The 23,916-nt window shown below is 68.8% G+C and carries 22 protein-coding genes; 13 read left to right on the top strand and 9 right to left on the bottom strand.

What is annotated here, in order from left to right:
• Positions 1-27: 27 nt before the first annotated feature.
• Together AW272_RS30690 and AW272_RS30685 are read right to left on the bottom strand one after the other, a co-directional pair.
• Positions 28-1,296 carry a sugar ABC transporter substrate-binding protein gene (locus AW272_RS30690; RefSeq protein WP_066372692.1) on the bottom strand — a complete coding sequence of 423 codons (1,269 nt, stop codon included), beginning with the start codon at positions 1,294-1,296 and terminating at the stop codon, positions 28-30.
• Between the two features lie 40 nt (positions 1,297-1,336).
• The gene (locus AW272_RS30685; RefSeq protein ID WP_066372689.1) at positions 1,337-2,374 is read right to left on the bottom strand and encodes a LacI family DNA-binding transcriptional regulator; all 1,038 of its coding nucleotides are present in this window, start codon (positions 2,372-2,374) and stop codon (positions 1,337-1,339) included.
• A gap of 135 nt (positions 2,375-2,509) precedes the next feature.
• On the opposite strand from AW272_RS30685, the gene AW272_RS30680 reads away from it, so the two are divergent.
• Both AW272_RS30680 and AW272_RS30675 read left to right on the top strand, forming a co-directional pair.
• Positions 2,510-4,564 (top strand): amylo-alpha-1,6-glucosidase, encoded by a 2,055-nt coding sequence (locus AW272_RS30680; protein WP_245657804.1) that lies wholly within the window; start codon positions 2,510-2,512, stop codon positions 4,562-4,564.
• 54 nt (positions 4,565-4,618) lie between these two features.
• Positions 4,619-5,152: a hypothetical protein gene (locus tag AW272_RS30675; RefSeq protein WP_157518896.1), complete on the top strand. Its 534-nt coding sequence runs from the start codon at positions 4,619-4,621 to the stop codon at positions 5,150-5,152.
• Here AW272_RS30675 and AW272_RS30670 read toward each other — a convergent pair.
• A complete protein-coding gene (locus AW272_RS30670) occupies positions 5,149-5,958 on the bottom strand; it encodes a PIG-L family deacetylase (RefSeq protein WP_066372684.1) in 810 nt (269 codons plus the stop codon). The two genes, AW272_RS30675 and AW272_RS30670, sit on opposite strands and share 4 nt — an antisense overlap.
• 152 nt (positions 5,959-6,110) lie before the next feature.
• On the opposite strand from AW272_RS30670, the gene AW272_RS30665 reads away from it, so the two are divergent.
• Positions 6,111-6,851, top strand: a complete 741-nt coding sequence (locus tag AW272_RS30665; RefSeq protein WP_066372681.1) for a hypothetical protein — start codon at positions 6,111-6,113, stop codon at positions 6,849-6,851.
• Positions 6,852-6,926: 75 nt separating this feature from the next.
• On the opposite strand, the gene AW272_RS30660 is transcribed toward AW272_RS30665, so the two are convergent.
• From AW272_RS30660 to AW272_RS30650, 3 genes are all read right to left on the bottom strand, one after another.
• On the bottom strand, positions 6,927-8,558 hold the full coding sequence (locus tag AW272_RS30660) for a monocarboxylic acid transporter (RefSeq protein ID WP_066372678.1): 1,632 nt from the start codon (positions 8,556-8,558) through the stop codon (positions 6,927-6,929).
• Complete coding sequence (locus AW272_RS30655) at positions 8,555-8,932, bottom strand: DUF485 domain-containing protein (RefSeq protein WP_066372676.1); 378 nt, start codon at positions 8,930-8,932, stop codon at positions 8,555-8,557. The genes AW272_RS30660 and AW272_RS30655 overlap by 4 nt, the downstream gene beginning before the upstream one ends.
• Before the next feature lie 82 nt (positions 8,933-9,014).
• Entirely contained in the window at positions 9,015-10,244 is a 1,230-nt protein-coding gene (locus AW272_RS30650; RefSeq protein ID WP_066372674.1) for an amidohydrolase family protein, read from the bottom strand.
• Between the two features lie 89 nt (positions 10,245-10,333).
• Between AW272_RS30650 and AW272_RS30645 the strand changes: the two genes are divergently transcribed.
• From AW272_RS30645 to AW272_RS30635, 3 genes are read left to right on the top strand one after another with little or no spacing between them, the layout of a single operon-like run.
• Positions 10,334-10,663, top strand: a complete 330-nt coding sequence (locus tag AW272_RS30645) for a YciI family protein (RefSeq protein WP_066372671.1) — start codon at positions 10,334-10,336, stop codon at positions 10,661-10,663.
• Between the two features lie 27 nt (positions 10,664-10,690).
• Positions 10,691-11,008 carry a YciI family protein gene (locus tag AW272_RS30640; RefSeq protein WP_174551873.1) on the top strand — a complete coding sequence of 106 codons (318 nt, stop codon included), beginning with the start codon at positions 10,691-10,693 and terminating at the stop codon, positions 11,006-11,008.
• A gap of 5 nt (positions 11,009-11,013) precedes the next feature.
• The gene (locus AW272_RS30635) at positions 11,014-12,258 is read left to right on the top strand and encodes an RNA polymerase sigma factor (RefSeq protein WP_066372666.1); all 1,245 of its coding nucleotides are present in this window, start codon (positions 11,014-11,016) and stop codon (positions 12,256-12,258) included.
• A 23-nt stretch (positions 12,259-12,281) separates the two neighbouring features.
• Here AW272_RS30635 and AW272_RS30630 read toward each other — a convergent pair whose 3' ends face one another.
• A complete protein-coding gene (locus AW272_RS30630; protein WP_174551872.1) occupies positions 12,282-13,145 on the bottom strand; it encodes an NAD(+)/NADH kinase in 864 nt (287 codons plus the stop codon).
• A gap of 99 nt (positions 13,146-13,244) precedes the next feature.
• On the opposite strand from AW272_RS30630, the gene AW272_RS30625 reads away from it, so the two are divergent.
• The 3 genes from AW272_RS30625 to AW272_RS30615 all read left to right on the top strand — a co-directional run bounded on the left by AW272_RS30625 (position 13,245) and on the right by AW272_RS30615 (position 14,996).
• The gene (locus AW272_RS30625) at positions 13,245-13,784 is read left to right on the top strand and encodes a hypothetical protein (RefSeq protein ID WP_066373076.1); all 540 of its coding nucleotides are present in this window, start codon (positions 13,245-13,247) and stop codon (positions 13,782-13,784) included.
• A 139-nt stretch (positions 13,785-13,923) separates the two neighbouring features.
• On the top strand, positions 13,924-14,541 hold the full coding sequence (locus AW272_RS30620; RefSeq protein WP_066372663.1) for a nucleoside/nucleotide kinase family protein: 618 nt from the start codon (positions 13,924-13,926) through the stop codon (positions 14,539-14,541).
• Entirely contained in the window at positions 14,538-14,996 is a 459-nt protein-coding gene (locus AW272_RS30615; RefSeq protein WP_066372659.1) for a peroxiredoxin, read from the top strand. Before AW272_RS30620 ends, AW272_RS30615 begins: the two co-directional genes overlap by 4 nt.
• Here the strand turns inward: AW272_RS30615 and AW272_RS30610 are convergent.
• On the bottom strand, positions 14,980-15,423 hold the full coding sequence (locus AW272_RS30610) for a hypothetical protein (protein ID WP_066372656.1): 444 nt from the start codon (positions 15,421-15,423) through the stop codon (positions 14,980-14,982). The genes AW272_RS30615 and AW272_RS30610 overlap by 17 nt on opposite strands.
• Positions 15,424-15,441: 18 nt before the next feature.
• Between AW272_RS30610 and AW272_RS30605 the strand changes: the two genes are divergently transcribed.
• The 4 genes from AW272_RS30605 to AW272_RS30590 all read left to right on the top strand — a co-directional run bounded on the left by AW272_RS30605 (position 15,442) and on the right by AW272_RS30590 (position 23,356).
• Positions 15,442-16,053: a DUF998 domain-containing protein gene (locus tag AW272_RS30605; RefSeq protein ID WP_066372654.1), complete on the top strand. Its 612-nt coding sequence runs from the start codon at positions 15,442-15,444 to the stop codon at positions 16,051-16,053.
• Between the two features lie 87 nt (positions 16,054-16,140).
• Positions 16,141-16,671 carry a hypothetical protein gene (locus tag AW272_RS30600; RefSeq protein ID WP_066372652.1) on the top strand — a complete coding sequence of 177 codons (531 nt, stop codon included), beginning with the start codon at positions 16,141-16,143 and terminating at the stop codon, positions 16,669-16,671.
• Positions 16,672-16,673: 2 nt separating this feature from the next.
• Positions 16,674-18,683, top strand: coding sequence for a flotillin family protein (locus tag AW272_RS30595; RefSeq protein WP_066372649.1), 2,010 nt, complete (start codon positions 16,674-16,676; stop codon positions 18,681-18,683).
• Entirely contained in the window at positions 18,680-23,356 is a 4,677-nt protein-coding gene (locus AW272_RS30590) for a DNA repair ATPase (RefSeq protein WP_066372646.1), read from the top strand. Before AW272_RS30595 ends, AW272_RS30590 begins: the two co-directional genes overlap by 4 nt.
• 90 nt (positions 23,357-23,446) lie before the next feature.
• On the opposite strand, the gene AW272_RS30585 is transcribed toward AW272_RS30590, so the two are convergent.
• The coding region (locus AW272_RS30585; RefSeq protein WP_157518894.1) for a tetratricopeptide repeat protein at positions 23,447-23,916 on the bottom strand (470 nt) is incomplete at its 5' end.

The raw sequence follows: 23,916 nt of genomic DNA, 5'->3' as shown, positions 1-23,916 counted from the left end.
CCGAAGATGCCGGACGCGGAGTCCTACCTAGTTGCCGGCGAGCGCGGCTTCGGTGTTCTTCTGCACCCGCGCGAGGAGGGTCTTGGGGTCCATCGAGGTGAGCTGCTGGATGCCGGTGTCGAAGTCGGCCAGCACGCTGTCCATCTTCGGCGCGTTCACCGGGCCCTGCGCGTAGTCGGCGCCGCTCACGAACGGGGCGTCGTTCGGGAACTCGGCGGTGTAGGCGTCCTTGGCCGACTGGCGCGAGGGCATGACGCCGAACGCCTTGGCGTAGGCCATCTGCTGGTCGGCGGTGGTCATCGCCTCCACGAAGCTGATGGCCGCCTCCTTGTTCTTGGACTTGGCGGCCACGCCCCAGCAGGTGGTGAACGACAGCGTGCCCTTGCCCTTCGGGCCGGCCGGGAGCTCGTGGACGCTGTACTTCACGTCGGGGTAGTCGTTGGTCATCGCGCCCTTGATCCAGTTGCCCTCGATCGTCATGGCCGCGCTGCCCTTGCCGAACGCCTCGCCGCCCCAGCCCGCGCTGAGCTGCTTGGGGTACTGCGCCGTCTTGTCCTTGACCAGCTTCTGCACGTACGTCAGGGCTTCCAGGTTCTCCGGGGAGTCGGCACTGGCCGTCTTCCCGTCGGCGCTGGTGATCCAGCCGCCCGCCTGCACCATGAACGCGCCCACGCGGTCACGCGTGTCGCCGATGGCCAGCGGGGTGATCTTCTGGGCCTTCAGCTTGTCGCCGACGGCGGTGAGCTGGTCCCACGTGGTGGGGATGTCGGCGTCGGTCAGGCCCGCCTTGCTCCACAGGTCGGTGTTCACGATGAGCGCCAGGGTCGAGAAGTCCTTGGGCACGCAGTAGAACTTGCCGTCGTAGGTGAAGGTGGTGCGCAGGCTCTCGTAGAAGTCGGTCGGGTTGGTGATCTTGTCGGCGTACGGCTCCAGCGCGCCGACGCTGGCGTAGTCGGCGAAGCGCGAGGCGTCCACGTAGAACACGTCGGGCGGGCTGTCGCCGGCGAACGCCTGGCCGAGCTGCTGGCCGAGGTCCTGGGCCGGGGTGACGGTCGCGGTGTTGCCGGTGGCCGTGCCCCACGCGGTGGCGGCGTCGGTGACGGCCTTCGTCTCGGCGTCGCCGGAGGAGCCGATGAGAACCTGCAGCTGGGCGGGACCGGCCGAGGCCTGAGTCGGCTGCGCGGCCGGCTGGTCGGTCTCCTCGAAACCACTGCCGCCGCCGCAGGCGGCGGAGGACAACAGGACGGCGCCGGCGGCCGTCGACAGGGCCGCCTTCCGGACGTTGCTGCGCTTCATCGCGTTTTCCTTTGTTTCTTTACCGGGGGTGGTGTCTGGGTCAGCCCGACGCGCGGACGACCAGGGAGGGCGGAAGCAGGAGGTGTTCCGGAGGCGCCCCCGCGCCTCCGTCGAGCTGGTGGGCCAGCTGCCGCAGGCAGCTCGAGGCCACCTCGCCGATCGGCTGGCGGACACTCGTGAGGCCGATCGCCTTGGCGACCGGGGTGTCGTCGAACCCGACGACGGCGACGGGGCGGTGCGGATGGCCGCCCGCGTGCCAGGCCGGGCCGGGGGCGCGCGCCACGTGCAGGGCGCCGAGCGCGAGCGAGTCGCTCGCGCAGACCAGGGCGGTGATCTCGGGATCGGCGTCCAGGAGCCGCCGGGCGGCCTGCTCGCCGGGGGCGACGTCGTCCTCGGTCTCGGTGAACAGCCCGGCGGTGCCGAGCCCGACCTCGGCCAGCGCCCGCCGCCAGCCCTCGCGCCGGTCGTCGCCGACGCCCGAGCCCTTGGGCCAGCCGAGGAAACCGATCCGGCGGTGGCCGCGGGAGAGCAGGTGGCGGGTGGCCGCGTCGGTCCCGGCGGCGCCGTCGACGTCGACCCAGGGATGACCGGCGGCCGTCGGTTCGCTCCACGGGCGGCCGAACGTGACGAACGGCACTCCGCGTTCGGTCAGCCAGCTCGTGCGCCGGTCACCGTGGTGGGTGGCCATCAGCACGAACGCGTCGGGTTCGTGCGCGCCGAGCAGGTCGTCGAAGGCGGCGATCTCGCCGTCGTCGCCGTTGGCCTTGGCGGTGTAGAGCAGCACGCGGTAGCCCTCGGCGGCGGCCGTCTCGGTGAGGCCGTGCAGGAAGCGGTCGCCGACCGAGCCGTTGATGCCGTCCTGCTCGGGGTCGATGCGGGCGGCGATCAGCCGGGACCGGCCGGTGCGCATCTGGCGGGCCGCCAGGTTGACCCGGTAACCGAGCTCCTCGACGACGTCGAGCACTCGGCGGCGGGTCTCCTCACGGACCACCTCGGGGGTGTTCAGAGCGTTGGAGACCGTCTGGCGAGACACACCGGCAGCACGCGCCACGTCGGCGATCGTCACCTTGTCGGCCATCTGCGCACCTTTCGGGGGGTTGAACGATCAAACGGAAGTAATGCATGATTTGATCGTTCAAGTTAAGGAATTGTTTCGCAATCTGGACCACTGCTCTTGCTTCTGTCAAGACACAACTTCGTGAAGGACCACCGCGTGCCTGCCGACTCCCCCGCCGCCACCGAAGTCCGGTTGCAGCCGCTCCTGCACGACCTGGTCAGCACCGTCATGGCGCCCACGAGCGCGCTCAGCGGGGCCGACGGGCAGATACGGGCGGCCGGTGTGCAGGGGACCTTCCACGCCGACCGGCGGGTCGTCTCGGAGGCGGTGCTGCTGATCGACGGCCGGGAGACCGAGCCGATCGCGCATGCCGCCGCAGGCCCCGGCCGCAGCCGGTTCACCTCGCTGGCGCGCTGGATCGGCGACGTGCAGCCCGACCCCGTGGTCCGGATCGACCGGCTCCGCGAGATCCGCGGCTACGGCATGGCCGAGGAGATCACCATCGCCTCGACCGCCACCATGCCCGTGACGATGACCGTCACGATGCGGGTGAACTGCGACTTCGCCGCCATCGAGACGGTGAAGTCGGGCGGCGACGTCGAGCCGGTGACCCCGGTCGACGGCGCGCTCAAGTGGGTGTCGGGCGCCGCCACCGTGGCGATGACCGGCGAGGGGGCGGAGGTGCACGACCACGCTCTGCGCTGGGAGGTCGCCCTCAAACCGGGCGAGACCAAGTCGTTGTGCTGGCGCGTGATGGTGACCGACCCGGCCGCCGTCGTGGCGCCGCCGCCGGGCCCGGTCGAGTGGGCTCGTCCTGCCGTGCGGGCCACTGACCAGCGGCTGACCCGCTTGCTGGCCCAGAGCCTCGACGACCTCGCCGGCCTGCGCCTCACCGAGACCGGCCACCCCGCCGACACCTTCCTGGGCGCGGGCGTGCCGTGGTTCCTGACCGTGTTCGGCCGCGACAGCCTGTGGGCCGCCCGCATGCTGCTGCCGCTCGGCACCGACCTGGCGAAGGGCACCCTGCGGGTGCTGGCCCGCCGCCAGGGCGTCAAGCACGACCCGCTGACCGGCGAGGCACCCGGCAAGATCATGCACGAGCTCCGCAGGGGCGAGTTCGTGGTCCCCGTGCACGGGCTCCGGCTGCCGGCCGCCTACTACGGCACGATCGACGCCACCCCGCTGTGGATCAGCCTGCTGCACGACGCCTGGCGCTGGGGCCTGCCCGACGGCGAGGTCCAGGCGCTGCTCCCGGCGATGGAGGCGGCGCTGTCCTGGCTCGCCACCGACGCCGACCCCGACGGCGACGGCTTCATCGAGTACATCGACGCCAGTGGCCGCGGCCTGGCCAACCAGGGCTGGAAGGACTCCGGCGACTCGGTGAGGTTCCGCGACGGAAGCCTGGCCGCCCCGCCCATCGCCCTGGCCGAGGTCCAGGGCTATGCCTACGAGGCCGCCGTCAAGGGCGCCGCGATCCTGGACGCCTTCGGCCGCCCGGGCGCCGACGCCTGGCGCGCGTACGCCGCCTCGATGGCCACCCGATTCCGCGAGCGCTTCTGGGTCGAGGGCGGCTACCCCGCTCTCGCACTCGATCGCGACAAGCGGCCGGTCGATGCGCTGACCAGCAACATCGGCCACCTACTCGGGACCGGCATCCTCAACCACGAGGAGTCGGCCCGGGTAGCCTCCTTCCTGGCCTCACCCGAGATGTCGGCGGGCTTCGGCCTGCGCACGATGTCGTCGGCTGACCAGGGCTTCAGCCCGCTGTCCTACCACTGCGGCTCGGTCTGGCCGCACGACACCGCCGTCGTCATCGCCGGCCTGGCCCACGACGGCTTCGGCGCCGAGGCCGCCACCCTGGCCGAAGGACTGCTGGCCGCGGCCGAGCCGTTCGAGAACCGGCTGCCCGAACTGTTGTCCGGCGACGCCCGCGACGCGGTCGGCCGCCCGGTGCCCTACCCGGCCTCCTGCCGTCCGCAGGCCTGGTCGGCGGCGGCCGCCGTGGTGATCACCCACGCCGCGCTCGGCCTCTATCCGGACGTCCCCGGCGGCGCGGTCACCCTGCGCCCGATGGCGGGCGCGCCCCTCGGCGCGGTCCGCGCTGACGGGTTCGTGGTCGCGGGGACACCGGTGTCCGTATCGGTTGACGTCAGCGGGGCCGCCGAGATCGATCGGTTGCCGGACCGATTCACAGTGGTAACCACGGGTTAACCGGCTCACCGGAGACTGGGCTGTCCTGACTTCGATCTTGCCCGGGAGCGTTCCATGACCGAGCCGGTGCACCCACCGCGCCCCGCGATGTTCGCCCTGACCGACACGCGGGACGCGGAGGAGGTCTCGGTCCGGGGCCTGGTGTTCACCGGGTTCCTGCTGACGGCTCTGGTCACGACGTCGTGGATCCTGCTGACGGTGCCGACCACGCTCACCGAGCAGTGGATCGTCGGCGCCACGGTCACGCTGACCGGCATCGTCGCGTTCTTCGGCCTCTACGCGTCGGTCCGGAGGATCCGGATCGCCCTGGCGGGCGCGCTGTTCGTGTCGTGGCTGCTGCTGAACACCTACGCGTTCGTCATCGGCCCGCTCGACGACCGCAAGGAGTTCTGGGACACGCTGCGCCAGCTGATGACGGTCGCCGTCGCGTTCTTCTTCGCCTCGGAGACGATCGTGCAGGCCACGAAGGTCTTCCAGGCCGGGCGGATCACCTCGGAGACGATCCGCCGGACCGGGGTCGCGCCCGATCCGGCGGGGGTGCGGGCCGCGCTCAACGTCGACGCCGAGCGCGCCCGCCGCAAGGCCTAACGCAGGCCCCGGAACAGGTCGTCCTCGATCCCGTCGAAAGCCGGCACGGTCGACCTGACCAGCATGAACGCCTCGCCCGCGAACATCGTGTGCTGGGTCTCGGGCGGCAGGCCCAGGAAGAACGCGCTGTCGCCCTGGCTGCCGTGGGCGGTCATCGCCTTGATCTTCTGCTCGACGTAGGCCGAGGTGTCGAGGATCGCGCTGATGTCCTCGTCGGGGACGGTCCAGCTCTCGTACTCCTCCCAGCCCTCGGTGTCCATGCCGGCGGCGACCATGGCGTCGTACATGCCCTTCATCCAGCTGCGCGGGGTGGCGGTGTAGTAGAACTTCGCCGGCACGCCGCTCAGCTCGACCGCCCGCGCCGCCACCCGATGGGCCTGGATGTGGTCGGGGTGGCCGTAGCCGCCGTTCTCGTCGTAGGTCACCACGACCTGCGGCTGATATTTCCGCATCAGCTCAGCCAGGCGCCCGGCCGCCTCGTCGACCGGGACGTTGGCGAACGCGCGTTCGTGCCCGTTGCCGTCCCAGCCGTCCATGCCCGAGTCGCGGTAACCGAGCAGTTCGACGTCGGTGATGCCCAAGTGGGCCGCCGACTCGCGCAACTCGGCGAGGCGGACTTTCGCCACCGCCTCGTCGTCGTGACCGGGCTGGCCCGGTTTGACCCCGTCGGGGCCGTCTCCCTGTTCCCCGTTGGTGCACGTGACCAGGACGGTCCGCACCCCTTGGGCGGCATAGTGGGCGAACACGCCGCCGGTTCCCATCACCTCGTCATCGGGATGGGCGTGCACGGCCATCAGTGTCAACATCTCGCTACCTCCACGAATTGCTAGAACATCCCGCCCCCATGGGCGATTCCAGTTGCGTCGAGGCACAAATGCATTTGAACTTGCACCGTCCTCGGCGAGTCTCACTCTCCGAACGACAAAACGGACGACCGACCACCCCCGGGGGAAACCGAATGACCCGCCCGCTGATCGCCACCGCCGTCGCCGCCCTGGCCGCGAGCACACTCATAGCCACGCCCGCCGCCGCCACCGGTGCGAAGACCCAGACCATCTACGGCTACGCCTGGGCGGACGGTTCCAACCATCTGCGCATCACCCCGGCCAAGGCCAAGCTCGTCACCCAGAACGGGATCCGCCGCTACAAACTGACCACGGTCGCGGGCGCCAAGGAGCGCCGCATCTTCACCGACGGCGTGCGCTACCGCCGCATCACCACCGCGTGCGACCTCAAGGAGACCGAGGGCCGCATCCGGCAGGACAGGAAGGGCCTGGGCACCACCGACTGCGACGCTCTCGACCTCAAGTTCGTGCTCAGCCTCGGCCCGGCCCCGGTGAAGATCACCATCACCCCGTCGCTGACCACGGTCGCCGAGTTCCTGGCCACGCCGACCAACCCGGTCACCGCCTACGGCTCGATGAAGAGCATCGACAACCGCACCGTCATCTTCTACCGCCCCGGCAGGAAGGCCGTGAAGCTGCGCTACACCGGCCTCGGCTTCAACCGGGTGACCAAGAGTTGCAGTGACGGCTGGACCGCGAACATCCCCAACGAAGAGGCCGGCATCGGCACCAAGCCGTGCAACGCGGCGGCCTTCCGCAAGGCCATCAAGGGCACCGGCCCCGTCAAGGTGAAGGTCTACTACCAGCCGGTCAGCGGTCATATGTGGGAGGTCTGGGAAGCGCTGGGCGACTGACCCACGAACAGGCTCATACGACCACGCTAACGAGCGCCACCGACAGTTCGGCGAATTGTCGGTGGCCTCCGGCGGCTAGGGCGTCGACTGAGGACCGTGGGCGCCGGCGCCGGTGAGGGCGCGGAGGGAGAGTTCCGAATAACGTTCGGGGTCGGCTTTCTCCCTGCTCAGCAGCGTTCCGATCACCGCGCACAGGAACGCGAACGGGATCGACACCAGTCCCGGGTTCTCCAGCGGGAACACGTGGAAGTCGACCGGTGGCGGCAGCAGGGAGCGGGGCCCGCCCGACATCACCGGTGACAGCGCGACGAGCGTGATCGAGCCGATCAGGCCGCCGTAGATGCCGCACACCACGCCGGTCGAGTTGAAGCGCCGCCAGAACAGCGACAGCACGATCGCCGGGAGGTTCGCCGAGGCCGCCATCGCGAAGGCCAGCGCCACCAGGAACGCCACGTTCATGTCCCGCACCACGACGGCCAGGAACACCGCGAACACGCCGATCACGAACGCCGAGAAGCGGGCCACCGCGACCTCCTGCGACTCCTTCGGCTTGCCGAGCATCAGCACGTGCCCGAAGAAGTCGTGCGCCAGCGACGTCGACGACGCCAGCACCAGCCCGGACACCACCGCCAGGATCGTCGCGAACGCCACCGCGCCGATGAAGGCGAGCAGGATCTCCCCGCCGAGCGGCCCGGCCACCTGGGTGCCGACGGCCTGGGCGAGTTGCAGCGCGGCCGTGTTGCCCGACGGGTCCTGCGCGGTGATGGCCGCCTGTCCGACCAGCGCGGTCGCCCCGAATCCGAGCGCGAGGGTCATCAGGTAGAAGGCGCCGACCAGGCCGATCGCCCAGTTCACCGACGTGCGGGCGGCGCGTGCGTCGGGGACGGTGAAGAAGCGGCCGACGATGTGGGGGAGCCCGGCGGTGCCGAGCACCAGCGCGACGGCGAGGCTGACGAAGTCGAGCTTGCCGATGATGCCGTCGGCCTCCTTCGCGTAGCGCAGGCCGGGGTTGAGGAAGTCGCCCGGCTGCCCGCTGCGCGCGTCGGCCGCGCCCAGCATCTCGCTCGGGTTGAAGCCGAACCGGCCCAGGACCAGGACCGTCAGGACGGTGGTCCCGGCCATCAGCAGCACGGCCTTGATGATCTGCACCCAGGTGGTGCCCTTCATGCCGCCGTAGCTGACGTAGAAGATCATCATCATGCCGACGGCCAGGATCGTGATGACCTTCGCGGCCTCCGGCGAGATCCCCATGAAGGTCTCGCCGGGATGGATGCCGAGCAGCAGCCCCACCAGCGCGCCCGCGCCGACCATCTGCGCGACCAGGTAGAACACCGACACGGTCACCGTCGAGACGGCGGCGGCGGTGCGCACCCTCGGGCGCTTCCCGACCCGGTAGGAGAGCACGTCGGCCATGGTGAACCGGCCCGCGTTGCGCATCAGCTCGACCAGCAGCAGCGTGAGCAGCCAGGCCACCAGGAAGCCGATGGAGTAGAGGAACCCGTCATATCCCGACAGCGCGATGATGCCGGCGATGCCGAGGAACGACGCCGCCGACATGTAGTCGCCCGCGAGCGCCAGGCCGTTCTGCGGGCCGGAGAAGCCCCGGCCACCGGCGTAGAAGTCGTCGGTGCCCTTCGTGTTGACGCGGGCCCAGATCGTCACCCCGAGGGTGATCACGATGAAGACGGCGAACAGCCCGATGGTCATCGGCGCGTCCAGTTCTCGATGCGGTGGCGTTCGGCCAGGATGCGGCGTTCCCGGTCGCGTTCGGCCTGGCGCTGCCCGGCCTCGTCGCGCAGCTCGGCCGACAGCGGGTCGAGCATCCGGCGGGCGTAACGGGTGTAGCGCCAGGCCAGCACGAACGTCGAGACGAACTGCAGCACCCCGAGCAGCAGCGCGACGTTGACGTGTCCGATCGCGGGCAGGGCCATGAAGTCGCGGGCGAACGCCGACAGGGCGATGTAGAGGAAATACCAGCCCAGGAACGCTCCAACGAGCGTCAGGGCCAGTCGTCGGAAGCGCGATTTCAGCAGGCGGAACCGTTCGTCGGTCGCTAACGCGGCCAGGTCGTCCGCCTGCACGTGGCCTCCATCAGGGAAGATTCTCTTGCGGTGACCGTACGTACACGAGTCGCTCCGCACCGAGACCTCACCATAAAGGGGGTTACGCCGATTTTCCGGTGAACGCGGGAAAGTGGGTCTCGGACTTGGTCGAGGCGACCACCCTGCCGCCCACGACGACGTGGCGGGGCGGGTTGTGGCGGGTCAGGGCCTCCCTGATCGTCGTCCCGTCGAGGACGACGAAGTCGGCCACGGCGCCCTCCTTCAGGCCTGCCGGCTCCCGGCCGATCACTCTGGCGGCGGTGGTGGTGATCATGTCGTACAGATCGTCGAGGCGGTTCGGGCCGAGGATGTGCGCGGCGAGGAAGGCGACTTCGAGCAGGTTGTGGCGGCCGAACGGATAGTAGGCGTCTTCGATGTCGTCCTGGCCGAGCGCCACGGGCACGCCCGCGTCGGTGAGCGGGAAGACCGGCAGGTGCAGCGGGCCGGTGTGCGGGTCGCTGACCAGGCCGAGGCCCGCCAGCTTGCAGAGCTCGGTGAGTCTGCGCAGGTAGGGCTCGGGATAGAGGGCCATCGCGCGGGCGTGCTGCGCGCTGGCGCGGCCGGTCATGCCCTGTGCGATCAGTTCCGCGGCGAGGGTCTCCGTGGTGCGCAGGCCGGGGTCGCCGGCGTCGTCCACGAGCATCGCGATTCTTTTCTCCGTACGTCTGGCGAGCGCCACCATCCGCCGGATGTGCTCCGTGGCGTCGGCGTCGGTCAGCTCGATCCACGGGATCCCGCCGACCACGTCGGCCCCCAGTTCGACGGCCTCCTCGATCAGCTCTTCGGTGCCGGGGGCCTTGAGCAGGCCGTCCTGGGGGAAGGCGACGACCCTGACGTCGACGAACTCCGCGAACTCCGCCTTCAGCGCGAGCAGGGCCTTCACCCCGGTCAGCCCGGCCACCGGGTCGACGTCGGCGAACGCCTGCACCGCCCGCACCCCGTGCCGGACCGACTCGATCAGGGCGGATCGGGCGCGCTCGGTGACGGCCTCCTCTGTCTGGTGGGCCTTCACGGCCGAGGCGCCGTCGATGGCGTCCATCGCCGCGCCCATGGTTCCCCGCGTGTACGCCCGGAGCGGCCCCTCCCCGGCCAGGTCCAGCGTGTGGACCTTGCAGAGATGAAGGTGGGCGTCCACGAACGGCTCGGTGACCAGGCCGCCACCGGCGTCGACGGCGGGGGTGGCGGGGGTCGTACCGGAATCGGGTTCTATCGAGGTGAAGCGGCACTGGTCGACGGTCAGCGACCATCGGCCGGAGCGGCCGCGAAGGGCGGCGTTGCGCACGATGAGCATGCGGAATATTTTCTGCCCTCACCTGTCCATCTGGTGAGGTCCCGTTCGTCGTCATCTCGTCAGACCACGAAACGAAGGAGCGCTGGCTCATGAAATACATGCTGCTGATCTACACCGGGGGCAACACCGGCGACGCCGGGGACTTCCAGGCCTGGATGGAATACGACAAGTCGGTCAAGGAGGCCGGGGTCTACGTCTCGGGCGAATCCCTGACCGACCCCGCCGACACCACCACGGTCAAGGTCACGGGCGGGGAGCGTATCGTGACCGACGGCCCGTTCGCCGAGGGTCGTGAGCTGCTCGGCGGCTACTACGTCATCGACGTCCCCGACAAGGCGACCGCGCTGGAGTGGGCGGCCCGCTGCCCCGGCTCCTGGGAGGGCGGCGCCGTCTCCGTCCGCCCCTGCGACACGTACTGATCCAGAGGAGCGCGAAGAGTGAAGTACATGCTGCTGATCCACGGCTCGGGCGACGGCTGCACCCCTCAGGAGTGGATGGACTACGACAAGTCCGTCCGCGAGGCCGGCATCTTCGTTTCCGGTGAATCGCTGGCCGAACAGGCCCTCGCCACCTCGGTCACGATCGGCGAAAGCGGCGAGCGGGTCGTCACCGACGGCCCCTACGCCGAAGCCCGCGAGGTCCTCGGCGGCTTCTACGTCATCGACGTGCCCGACCTCGACGCCGCCACCGACTGGGCCGCCCGCTGTCCCGGCGCCCGCGACGGGGGCTCGATGGTGGTCCGGCCGGTCGTCGAGTACGCCTGACCGGCATGCCCGGCGACATCCGCGCGTCGGTCGAGGCGATCTTCCGTGAGGAGCGCGGCCGCCTGCTGGCCGCGCTCGTCCGGCGGTTCGGCGACCTCGACATGGCCGAGGAGGTGACCTCCGAGGCGATCGAGGCGGCCCTGCTCAGGTGGCCGATCGACGGTGTTCCGGCCAGCCCGGGGGCCTGGCTGATGACCACCGCCCGCCGCCGCGCGGTCGACCGGCTCCGCCGCGACAAGGCGTACGCCGCCCGGCTCGCCCTCCTTCAGGTGGAGGCCGACCGGGCGGCCCCGGCCGCGCCGGAAGCCGACGGCGGCCTGCCCGACGAGCGGCTCCGCCTGTTCTTCACCTGCGCCCACCCCGCCCTTCCCGAAGCCGACCGGGGCGCGCTGACCCTGCGCTATCTGGCCGGCCTGACGACGGTCGAGGTGGCGCGGGCCTATCTGGTCCCGGTGGAGACCATGGCCAAACGCCTGGTCCGGGCCAAGAAGAAGATCAGCGGGGCACGCATCCCGTTCCGGGTGCCGGAACCCCACGAGCTCCCCTCCCGTCTCCCCGGCGTCCTGCAGGCGATCTACTCGATCTTCACCGAGGGCTACGCCGCCAGTGCGGGCCCCGATCTCGTCCGCCACGACCTGGCCGAAGAGGCGTTGCGCCTGGGCCGCATCCTGCGCCGCCTGCTGCCGGCGGAACGCGAGGTGGCGGGCCTGCTGGCGCTGATGCTCCTCACCCACGCCCGCCGCGACGCCCGAACCGGCCCCGACGGGGGCCTGATCCTCCTGGAAGACCAGGACCGCTCGCAGTGGGACCGCGTCATGATCGACGAAGGCGAACCCCTGGTCGTGACAGCCCTGACCGGCGGCCCGCCGGGGCCCTATGGCGTGCAGGCCGCCATAGCCGCCCTCCACTCCACGGCGGCCGACGTGACCTCCACCGACTGGCCGCAGATCGTCCTGCTGTACGACGTCCTCCGGTCGCTGACGCCGTCCCCCGTGGTGGACCTCAACCGCGCGGTCGCCGTCGCGATGCGCGACGGCGAGGAAGCGGGGTTGGCCCTGCTCGACGGGCTGGCGGGGGAGCCCCAGCTACGCGGCCTGCACGTCTATCCGGCGGCACGGGCCGAACTGCTGCGCCGGCTGGGCCGGTTCCCGGAGGCGGCGGAGGCGTTCCGCGAGGCACTGGGCCTGGCGGGCAGCGACCCGGAACGCCTGCATCTGCGGCAGCGGCTGTCCGAAGTGGAAGGGCACTGACCCGCAAGACGAGACGCGGCGCCCTAGTCGACCTCGGCGCTCCCGTTGACCCGCAGTTTCCGCCGGGCCCGCTCGTAGAAGGTCGTGGCCCCCAGCCGCACCACCCGGGCCGCCGCCCGCACCGCCGTGACGGTGATCTGATTGCCCGGGGACAGATGCCCGAAGATCGTCCCGTCGACCTCGACCGCGATGTGCCCGCTGGTCGGCAGCACTTCGAGGGTCACCTCCTCGTCGGCCGACAGCACGAGCGCCCGGTTGAACGTGGAGTGCGCCGCCGCCGGGACGACGAGGAACCCTTCGACATTGGGCGACACGATCGGCCCACCCGCCGAGAAGCTGTAAGCCGTCGACCCGGTAGAGGTCGCCACGATCACCGCATCGGCCGCCAGCCGCACGAACGGATGCCCCGCCACCGACACCGCGACGGCCGCCATCCCGTCACCCGGATGCCGGACGAGCGCGATGTCGTTGAACGCCATCACCTCGCCGTCGGCGGGCAGCGTCGTCTTGACGGCCATCCGCGACTCCACCTGGTGGGCGTGGCTGTCGATGGTGGTCAGCGCCGGGGGCAGCTCCGCGACGTCGATCTCGGCCAGAAACCCCAGCTTCCCGAGGTTGACCCCGAGCACCGGGGTGATCCGGCCCGCGACCAGCCGCATCGCCCGCAGCATCGTCCCGTCACCGCCGAGGCTGACCATCAGATCGGACCGCTCGGCGAGTTCGGCGGGCCCGACGGCCTGAGCACTGCAGTCGATCCGCCCGACCTCCTCGGGCAACCCGAGCACCGTCACCCCGCGCCCCCGGGCCCACTCGATGATCGTGTCGATGGCCTCTTTGGAGTCCCGGCGCGGATGCAGCACCAGCCCGACCGTCTTCACCATGCCCATGCCGCCCACTGTAGATCGCCCCCACCGGTGACGGGAACGTGCCTCATAAAGCGGGTTCTTGCCCATAATATTGTCGAGTTTTTGACAATGGAGGGTGCGATGACGTTCTGTCAGGCCTTCGCCGACGAGTCAGTGCGAAAGTCTTTTATCTTCTGCGTGGTGTTGGTATTTCCCGAGGATTTCGCGCCGATTCGGGGTGAATTTCGAAGCCTGTGTAAACCGGGACAGCAGAGGGTGCACATGACCTCGGAGAGCGACAGCCGCAGACGGGAGATTCTCAGCGTGGTGGCCCGGCTCCCCGTCCGGGCCCGGCTCTTCGAAGCCAGGCTGGGTGGTGGCAGATCACAGCGGGTTGTGCGGGACGACTGCCTGCGGGTGGCGGTGGCCGATCTCGCGAACGAGCCCGTCAAGGCGCTCGTGATCGAGTCGTGCGACCAGGATCAGCGTGATCGTCAGGTCATCACGGAAATAGCGCGGAAAGTCGCACTTCCGGAGGATTTTCGATACCGACATGACCGCCCTGCGGTCGAACCATTGTTGTGGTTGCCCGATGTCGTGGCGTGGGCCCACGGAAAAGGCGGAGACTGGGGCCGGCGAGTGGTGAGAACAATCGACACGGTGGTGAAAATCGACCCGTGAAAACGCGAAACCCGGCCGACTCACCGTCCGGAGAGCTGCCGGGTTCACTTCCACCGACTATTGCCAGTGACTCGTTCCATCATCGGTGACTGTCGGTACTCAAGTCAACCGAGATCCGGCGACGGGGCATGATGGCGTGATGGGTGTGCGGCCGGTTTCGGTTTCCGGGCTTGTGGGCGAGCTGGTGGAGGCGATCTCGGAGCGGCCGGGCCGGGTGCGGGTGGCCGTCGACGGGGCCGACGCCGCCAGGCCGTGGGAGCTGGCCGACAAGGTCGCTGAGGGGCTGCGGGTCAGGCGGCATGTGCTCCGGGTGTCGGCCAAGGACTTTCTGCGGCCCGCCTCGCTCCGCTTCGAGTTCGGCAAGCAGGATCCCGACTCCTATTACGACGGCTGGCTCGACGTGAAGGGCCTCACCCGTGAGGTCCTCCAGCCGCTCGAACCCGGCGGCACCGGGCGGGTCATCCCTTCGCTGTGGGATCCGGAGAAGGACCGGGCCACGCGAGCCCCCTACCAGGAGCTTCCGCCAGACGCCGTGGTCATCCTCGATGGTCCGCTGCTGCTCGGGCAGGGGCTGCCGATCGACTTCTCCGTCCACCTCAGTCTGTCGAGGGGGGCGTTGCGGCGACGTACAGAAGAGGAATGGACCCTTCCCGCGTTCGAGCGGTACGCCGATGAGGTCAGACCGCAGGATTGGGCGGATGTGGTGGTTCGGGTGGATGATTCACGACACCCGGCACTGGTAGAAATTGACCCATGAATATCGGTGAACTCGTCACGGACTTCGCGCTTCCGGACGAGAACGGGGAGACCCGCCGCCTGAGCGATTATCTCAAGGAAGGGCCTGTCGTGCTCTTCTTCTACCCGGCGGCCATGACCTCCGGATGCACCGCCGAGACCTGCTACTTCCGTGACCTGGCCGCCGAATTCAAAGCTGTTGGAGCGGTCCGAGTCGGGATCAGCAAAGACGCGCCGAAGCGGCAGAAGATGTTCGCCGAGACGAACCGGCTCGACTACCCGCTGCTGTCCGACTCCGAGGGGGTGGTGGCCAAGCAGATGGGGGTGCGCCGCACGGTCGCCGTCGGGCCGTTCGTGACCAGGCGGATGACCTTCGTCATCGACACCGACTTCCGGCTGATCGACGTCATCCACAACGAGGTCACCATGACCGATCACGCCGACCGGGCGCTGAAGACCCTCAGGGGTAGAGCCTGACCCGGTCGTCGACGTCGAAATGGAACTCCCCGTCCAGCGGGACGTCGTGGGCCAGGGTCACGGTCCACTGTTCGTAGTACCACTCCAGGCTGTGGCCGCTGAAGCGGAAGTTGGCCCGGTATCGGGCGCGCCGGCCCGGGGCGAGGGTGAACAGCGGAACGGCCCGCCGGTCGCGCGGGTACGACGCGAACACGGCGGCCCGGGACACCCGGCCGCCGGAGGCGATGCGCAGGCCCGCCGCCGTCGCGGGCAGGGACAGCTCGCGAAGCCGCTCTGACCAGGGCGAAGCGATGACGTCGTGGAAGACGACGTCTCCCGTGCAGGCCGGCAGCGGCACCCGATCCGGCAGCGACCCCCGCAGCGTGGCCGCGGCCGCGCCGCGGCCGACCTTGGACCAGCGGGTCAGCACCCGCTGTACCACGAGCATGGTGGCATTTTAGAGACCATGCGCGTTCCCGCCCAGGCCGGACTCGGGGCCATCTTCGTGGCCGCCGCCGCCATTCTCACGTTGGAGTACTCCTCGGGCCTCGATCTGGCCCGCCGGACGATCAGTGAACACCAGCTGGGGGAGTACGCCTGGCTGTTCGCCGCCTCGGTGGCGCTGATCGCCGCGGGGTCGCTCGGCATCGGGGTCACCCTGATGGCGCAGCGGAGAAATCCGGTGGGCATCGTGGCGCTGTTCGGGTGGAGCCTCGGGCTGCTGATCGTGGCGATCTTCCCCAAGCACAACTGGGCCCTCGGACCGTCGATCGAGGGGACGATCCACCGGGCGGGCAGCGTGCTGGCCTTCGTCTGCCTGCCGATCGCGGTGCTGCTCCTGGCCCACCCGTGGCGGGACACCCTGGCCAGGATCGCCGCGCTTCTCGGGCTCGGCGCCGTCGTCTGGATCGCCGGGATCGCGTCGGTGGCGTTCACCGCCGCGCGCGACGGGATCCCGTGGTGGCGGGCCATGCCGATCGGGCTCGGCGCGGTCGAGCGGGGGCTGGTGTTCACCGAGATGGCCGCGCTCGCGGCGTTGGGAGTTTGGGCCATCGCGAGACAGCGGCATCCGGCATAAATGTATCTATTCCCCCTGGAACTCCCGCTGGTAGATTCCACGTTTGCAAGAGGGGACACGGCGCAATTGCCGTAAAGGGGATAGAAGTTGCGCGATTTTCTGGACGCCGCATTAGGTTTCCCGGCCGTCCTGTTCAGCTTCGCGCTGATCGTCGTCATCGGGTTCTGGCTGCTGGTGGCCACCGGCGTGGTCGACGCGGGTGAGGAGGGCGGCCTGCTGGGCGGCCTTCCCGCGCTCGCGATCTCGGGGTTCGTCGCCGTCGGGTGGTTCGCCGCACTGGCCGGAACCGTGCTGTTTCCCGCGCTCGGCTGGGTGATCCTGGCCGCCGCGCTCGTCGTGGGGTTCGGCGCCGCCGTTCTCGTACGCCGCCTCACACCCACCCCCGAGAAGGTGCCCTCACGGCACGACTTCGTCGGGCAGATGTGCGTCATCCGTACCCAGTCGGTCTCCACCGACTTCGGTCAGGCCGAGGTGCGCGCCGTAGACGGCTCGACCGCGGTCATCCAGGTGCGCCAGACCGGCACCGACACCTTCAACGCGGGCGGGGCCGCGCTGATTTTCCAATATGACACCGAAGGCGAGTTCTTCTGGGTCATGCCTTACGAACGGGGATTGTGAACATGGACGTCATCTCGGCGGGAGCCGGCATACTCATCGCGGTCATTCTGATCATCGTCATCGCGCTGGTGCTCGTGGTCAGCCGGTTGTTCAAGAAGGTCGAACAGGGCAAGGCCCTGATCGTGTCGAAGGTGCGCCGCGTCGACGTCACCTTCACCGGCGCCGTGGTGTTACCGGTGCTGCACAAGGCCGAATTCATGGACATCTCGGTGAAGACGATCGAGATCGAGCGGACCGGCCAGGAAGGGCTGATCTGCCGCGACAACATCCGGGCCGACATCCGGATCACGTTCTTCGTCCGCGTGAACAAGACCGCGGAAGACGTCGTGAAGGTCGCCCAGGCCATCGGCACCGCCCGAGCCAGCGACGAGACCACGCTCCAGGTCCTGTTCAACGCCAAGTTCTCCGAGGCGCTCAAGACCGTCGGCAAGCAGCTCGACTTCGTCGACCTCTACACCCAGCGCGACGAGTTCCGCGACCAGATCATCCGCGTCATCGGCACCGACCTCAACGGCTACTCGCTGGAGGACGCGGCCATCGACTTCCTGGAGCAGACCCCGCTGTCCAGCCTCGACCCGGCCAACATCCTCGACGCGCAGGGCATCCGCAAGATCACCGAGCTGACGGCGATCGAGCACGTCAAGACGAACGAGTTCCAGCGCAACGAGGAGAAGGAGATCACCCGGCAGAACGTCGACGCCCGGGAGGCCATCCTCGAACTGGAGCGCCGCCAGGCCGACGCCGAGATCAAGCAGAAGCGTGAAGTCGAGACCATGCGCGCCCGCGAAGAAGCCGAAATCTCTCGTGTACGAGCTGAGGAACGCCTCAAGGCCCAGGCGGCGGCCATCAAGACCGACGAGCAGCTCGGCGTCCAGAACGAGAACAAGGCCCGTGAGGTCGCCGTCGCCGAGAAGAACCGCGAGCGCGTGATCGCCATCGAGAGCGAGCGCATCGAGAAGGACCGCCTGCTGGAGGTCATCGCCCGCGAGCGGGAGACCGAGCTGTCGCGCATCTCCAAGGAGAAGGAGCTCGAGGTCGAGAAGCGCTCGATCGCCGAGGTCATGCGCGAGCGCATCGCGGTCGAGCGGACCGTCGCCGAGCAGGAGGAGAGCATCAAGCGCCTGCGCGTCGTCGAGGAGGCCGAGCGCACCCGCCAGGCCGTCATCATCGCCGCCGAGGCCGAGGCGCAGGAGCACCTGGTCAAGGACATCAAGGCCGCGGAAGCCGCCGAGACCGCCTCGAAGTTCAAGGCCCGCGAGGCGCTCGTGCTGGCCGAGTCGCGCCAGCAGGCCGCCGAACTCGACGCCCGCGCCAAGATCCGCCTGGCCGAGGGTGTCCAGGCCGAGGCCGCCGCGCAGGGACTGGCCGACGTGCAGGTCAAGGAGCGCGACGCCGCCGCGATCGAGAAGGTCGGCCGCGCCGAGGCGATCGTCGAGCGCGAGAAGGCCCTGGCGAGCGCCGAGGGCACCCGCGAGCGGCTGAAGGCTGAGGCGGAAGGCGAGCAGGCCAAGGCCGTCGCCGCCGCCATGATGATCGGCGAGAAGCTGAAGGCCGAGGCCGAAGGTCTCACCGAGAAGGCCGGCGCGCTGGCCGCGATGTCGGACGCTTCGCGCGTCCACGAGGAATACCGCCTGCGGCTGGAGGCCGAGAAGGAGATCCGCCTGGCCGGGGTCGAGGTGCACCGCAGGGTCGCCGAGGCGCAGGCCCAGGTCCTGTCGGCCGGTCTGGCCAAGGCCAACATCGACATCGTCGGCGGCGACAGCGTCTTCTTCGACAAGCTGGTCGGCGCGGTCACCATGGGCAAGAGCATCGACGGCTTCGTCGACAGCTCCAACGTGGCCCGCACCCTGGCCGACCCCTACCTCAACGGCGACGCCAGCATCAGCGCCGACGTGGCCAAGATCGTGTCCGGGGTCGACTCGGGCGCCGTCCGCGACATGACGGTGTCGGCCTTCCTCGCCAGCCTGATGAAGTCGCAGAACGGTCCCGCGATCCCCTCGGCCGAGAAGTGACGGCGGCGCTCGACGCCGGCACGTACGAGATCCTCCGCACCCGGCTGGCCGACCAGGCGAAAGCACTGGCCGGCCGGGCCGAGGAACTCAACGCCCGGCGCCTCGAGGTGTTCGGCGGGTCGGAGATGCGCCTGGTGGGTACGGAGCGCATCCGTACAGAGAACAACTGCGTGCCCCGGGACGTGGTCTCCGCCGGCGACACCATGATCTTCGGCTACAACGTGTTCATCGGGCTGCGCCCGCAGACCACCGTTTCCGACGTCTTCTCGTTTCATCGTTTCTCCCGCGAGGGGGACACGTTCGCCTTCTCGGTGTCGGAGAGCGTCTTCGGCGACCCGGCTTTCGAGAAGGACTTCGCCGAGCTCTACCGGTATTACAAGGAAACCCGGCTGCTGCAGTTGCGGAAGATCGAGGGCAAGCTCCTCGCCATTTTCCAGACCGGGCCGCAGGACATCCGGGTGCTGCGGTGGAACATGTCGGTCGACGGAGCTCTGTCATATCTCGATTCGCGGGGGGAACGGGACCATGTCCTGCCGCCGTCCCACGATTTCGAGTGGGTCGAGACGACGCGCGACAACCATGTTCTCGGACGTCACCCGCACATCTCCATCGGCGGCGAGCTGTTCGTCGAGACCGTCGGCGGCGACCTGACCATCAAGGTCGAGAACAACACGGAGACCGGGGAGGGCGTCTATTCCGAGCCGGTGACCGAACGGCTGCAGAGCCTCGCCGACGCCGACGTGTTCCACGCGCGGGTCGGGCCGCTGATCCTGCTGAAGATCCGGCCCTACAAGGAAACCGACTGGCGATTCCTGGTTTTCAACACCCGTACCAAGAGCGTGACCAGGCTCGACGGAATCGGGCAGGCCTGCCAGCGGCTGCCCGAAGACCAGGGAATCATCTTCCCCGGCGGCTACTACCTGACCACGGGTGTGGCGAAGACATTCGAGACCGACGTCGCCGCGTTGGAGTTCGAGCGGGTCATCCGGGGCGAGGAGGACGTGCTCTACGTCTTCCACGCGCGGGAGGAGGGGCGTTATCTCCTGCTTCCGTACAACGTGATCCGCAAGGAGGTCGCCAACCCGCTGCCCTGCCACGGCTACTCGCTGTTCGACGACGGCACGCTGGTGGTGTTCCGGGCGACCTCCGACGAACCGGCACGGGTCCACCCGATGCAGGTGTGGGACACCCCGTTCGCGGTGGAGTCGTCCACGCCCGTCGGCACCGGCCCGCTGGAACGGATCGGGAACGGAGAGCTGGTCAGAGGCATCTCCGACGCGCTGTCCGTGGCGCGGATGGTCGGCGAGATGGCCCCCGCGCAGGCCGTTTTCGAGGCGCTGATCGCCTCCTGCGACCGCATCGCCGACGCCTACCACTGGCTCGGCGAGCACGACCTGCACGAGCCGCTGAAGGCCGTGCGGAGCACGGCCGAGCAGGTCCTCGACGAGTTCGAGAACGTCCAACGCCTGACCGAGGACGCCGCCCAGGCCGTGGTCGAAGCCCGCGACCGGATCGTGGCGATCAGGTCGACCGGAGTCGCCCGCCTGGCCGACCTACGGCGGGCCCAGGGCCACCTGGTGACGCTCCGGGAGCGCCGCTACGCCGATCTCGAAGCCCTCGACGCCCTGGCCGAGACCGTCACACGGGAGACGGAGGAGACCGCCTCCCAAGTGGTCGCCGACCTGCAACGCGACGACGCGTTCGCCGGCTTCCACACCGAGACGACCGCTCTGGCGGACGAGGCCGAGACCATCCGGACCGTGGCCGACTCGGGCCCGCTGTCGGAGCGCCTGGCGGCCCAATCCGACGGTCTGGAGACGCTGGTCGAGGTGGTCGGGACACTGGAGGTTGAAGCGACCGCCCGGACCGTCATCCTGGAGAAGGTCGGCGCCGTCCTCGCCGAGATCAACCGAGTCAGGGCGACCCTCGACGCGCGGCGACGGGAACTCCTCGCGGCCGAGGGACAGGCCGAGTTCGCGGCCGAATTCGGACTGCTAGGCCAAGCCGTGACGGCCGGACTGACCGGGGCCGATTCGCCGGAGAAATGCGACGAGCGCCTCGGCCGCTTGCTACTCCAGATCGAGGGCCTGGAATCTCGTTTCGGCGAATTCGACGACTTCCTCTCGCAGCTGGAACGGAAGCGGGAAGAGGTCTACGAGGCGTTCTCGGCACGGAAGCAGACCCTTCTCGACGACCGGGCGCGGCGGGCCGACCGGCTGACCGAGTCGGCCGACCGCATTCTGGGAACGGTGCGGCGCCGCTCGTCGACGCTTTCTTCGCTGGACGAGGTCAACGCCTATTTCGCGGCCGACCCGATGGTCGCGAAGCTGCGAGCTGTGGCCGTTGATCTGCGGGAACTCGGTGATTCTGTACGAGCTGACGAACTCGACGGCCGTGTTCGAGCCGCCCGCCAAGAGGCCGGCCGCGCCCTCAAGGATCGAACCGACCTGTTCGACGGCGACACTGTCAAACTCGGGCGCCATCGGTTCGCCATCAACACGCAGCCTCTTGATCTGACCCTGGTCCCGCACGAAGGCTCGCTGTCATTCGCCATCACCGGGACCGACTATCGGGCTCCCGTGACGGGATTCGACGACACCCGGAGTTTCTGGGACCAGCTGCTCGTGTCGGAGACGCGTGAGGTCTATCGGGGCGAATATCTGGCGGCGTCGCTTTTCCCCATTGAAGGGGACGTCGCCGACGCGGTCCGGCGGGCGGCGGAGTCTCGTTATGACGAGGGCTATGAGCGTGGGGTACACGACCACGACGCGGTGAAAATCCTCGACGTCGTGACGCGGCTGCACGCCGGGGCCGGTCTGCTGCGGCACCTGCCTTCCGCTCGTGCTGCGGCGCAGTTCTTCTGGGCCTTTGGGAACCCGTCGGAGACGTGGGAGGTCAGGGCGCAGTCCCTCACCCGGGCCCGGGAGCTGTTCGGCGGCGGAGCGGAGGCCCTGGAGGCGCTGGCCGGTGAGCTGGCCGCGGCGATCCAGGATCATGGCGGCTACCTGGAAGGACCCGCCTCCCTGGCCGCGGACTACCTGATCGAAGAACTGGCCGCCGGGCCGGAGGGCTTCGTGACCTCCACGGCGGCGCGGGCTTTCCTGGACGGGTTCCAGGAGGCACTGGGGGCCGAGCGGTTCGCCGCGTTCACCGATGAGTTGTCGTCGCTGGACCTGCCGGCCAGGATCCAACTCGCGCGGGCCTGGCTGGCGGCGTTCGGCAAGGGCGACGTGTCGCCTGAGGTCGTCTCGTTGTTGCTGTGTGAGCTGCCGCGATACGACTCGGCCGCGACGTTGGACGGGGTTGTCGAGGGCTTGCTCGGGGCGCATCCGCGTATTCAGGGGCGCTCGATGGAGCTGCGGCTTGACGAGTTTCTGGCCCGGACGCGGATCTTCCGGGCGGAGCGCGTTCCGGCGTACCGGACCTACCAGAAACGCCGGGGCGAACTGGTGGTCGGCGAGAAGAAGCGCCTGCGCCTGGACGAATACCGCCCCAAGGTCATGGACTCCTTCGTCCGGAACCAGCTGATCGATCAGGTCTACCTGCCGCTGATCGGCGACAACCTGGCGAAGCAGCTGGACCACGGGATGGGGTTGCTACTGCTGATCTCACCGCCTGGGTATGGCAAGACGACCTTGATGGAGTACGTCGCCAGTCGCCTTGGCCTGGTTTTCGTCAAGGTCAACGGCCCTGCGCTGGGGCATGAGGTCACCTCGGTCGACCCTGCTGACGCTCCCGACGCGACTTCGCGGTCGGAGGTGGAGAAGATCTCGTTCGCCCTGGAGATGGGCAGCAACGTCTTGCTCTACCTGGACGACATCCAGCACACGTCGCCCGAACTGCTGCAGAAGTTCATCTCGCTGTGTGACGCGCAGCGGCGGATGGAAGGCGTGTGGAACGGGACCGCCCGCACTTATGACCTACGGGGGAAGCGCTTCGCGGTCTGTATGGCAGGTAACCCCTACACGGAGTCGGGGCAACTGTTCCGTGTTCCCGACATGCTGGCCAACCGTGCTGACGTGTGGAACCTCGGTGAGGTGCTGAGCGGCCGGGACGACCTGTTCGCACTCAGCTACATCGAGAACGCGTTGACGGCGAACAGCGTTCTGGCACCGGTCTCCGACCATGGCGAGATCGAGAAGCTGGTTCGGCTGGCGCGGGGTGAGGGGAGTTCTGACCAGCTGGAACATCCCTACAGCACGGTGGAGCTCGACCAGATTCTCAGCGTGCTTCGGAAGATGCTGCGGTTGCAGGAGGTGGTCCTGGCCAACAACAGGGCCTACATCGCCTCGGCGGCCCAGTCGGACGCCAGCCGCACGGAACCCCCCTTCTTGCTTCAGGGCTCCTACCGGAACATGAACAAACTCGCCCAGCGGGTGGTCCCGGTGCTGACTGACGCGGAGTTGGAAGGCATCATCGACGACCACTACCTGGGCGAAGCCCAGACGCTCACCTCAGGGGCGGAGTCGAACCTCCTGAAGTTGGCGGAGCTTCGCGGCGTGCTCACCGACCAGCAGAAGATCCGCTGGGAAGAGGTCAAGGCCGCCTACAGCCGAGCGAGGGCCATGGGCGGTGAGGACGACGACCCGACGACCCGGACGGTCTCGGCGATCACCCACCTGGCGGATCGGGTCAGTGGGGCGATCAGCACATTGAACGCCCGTCATCCATAGATCTGGATTGTTGGGCGTTCTCGAAAGGGAAGCTTCGACGAGCGCGAACCGCGGCCAGGGATTCTCGAAGATTTCCTGGCCGCCTGCCGCCTATTTCCTACCTCTGGGCTGGCGGCGCTTGGCCGACTTGCTTCCGCCGAACAGGAACCCCTTGAGCCGCTCCTTGATGCTCTTCTGTTCTCCGGTCAGATTGGCCGGGGGCTCCTTGGACAGCCACGACAAGTTCTGCATGATGAGTGCCTTCCTCGCGCTTGCCTCATGCGGAGAGTCGAAAATGGACACCAGCTCCATGGCCATCTTCGATGTGATCGGGTTTTTCTTACCGTGAACTTTCGAGCTCATATCAAGGGCGTCGCGAAGAAGCAACCGGGAACCAGCCGTTTCTCCCTGTGTGTAAAGGATGGCGGCGAGGCTGGCGGTCGTGTTGAGGGTGTCGGGGTGTTCGGGGCCGAGGAGGCGTCGGCGAGCGTCGAGGGCCTGTTCTTGCATGGTGCGCGCTTCGCTCAGCTCGCCTTGGGCGTGAAGCGTGGCGGCGAGGTTGCCGATCGCGTTGAGGGTGT

Source organism: Herbidospora mongoliensis, from assembly GCF_001570545.1.
Taxonomy (GTDB): domain Bacteria; phylum Actinomycetota; class Actinomycetes; order Streptosporangiales; family Streptosporangiaceae; genus Herbidospora; species Herbidospora mongoliensis.
This window is presented reverse-complemented; position numbering and strand designations above follow the sequence as displayed.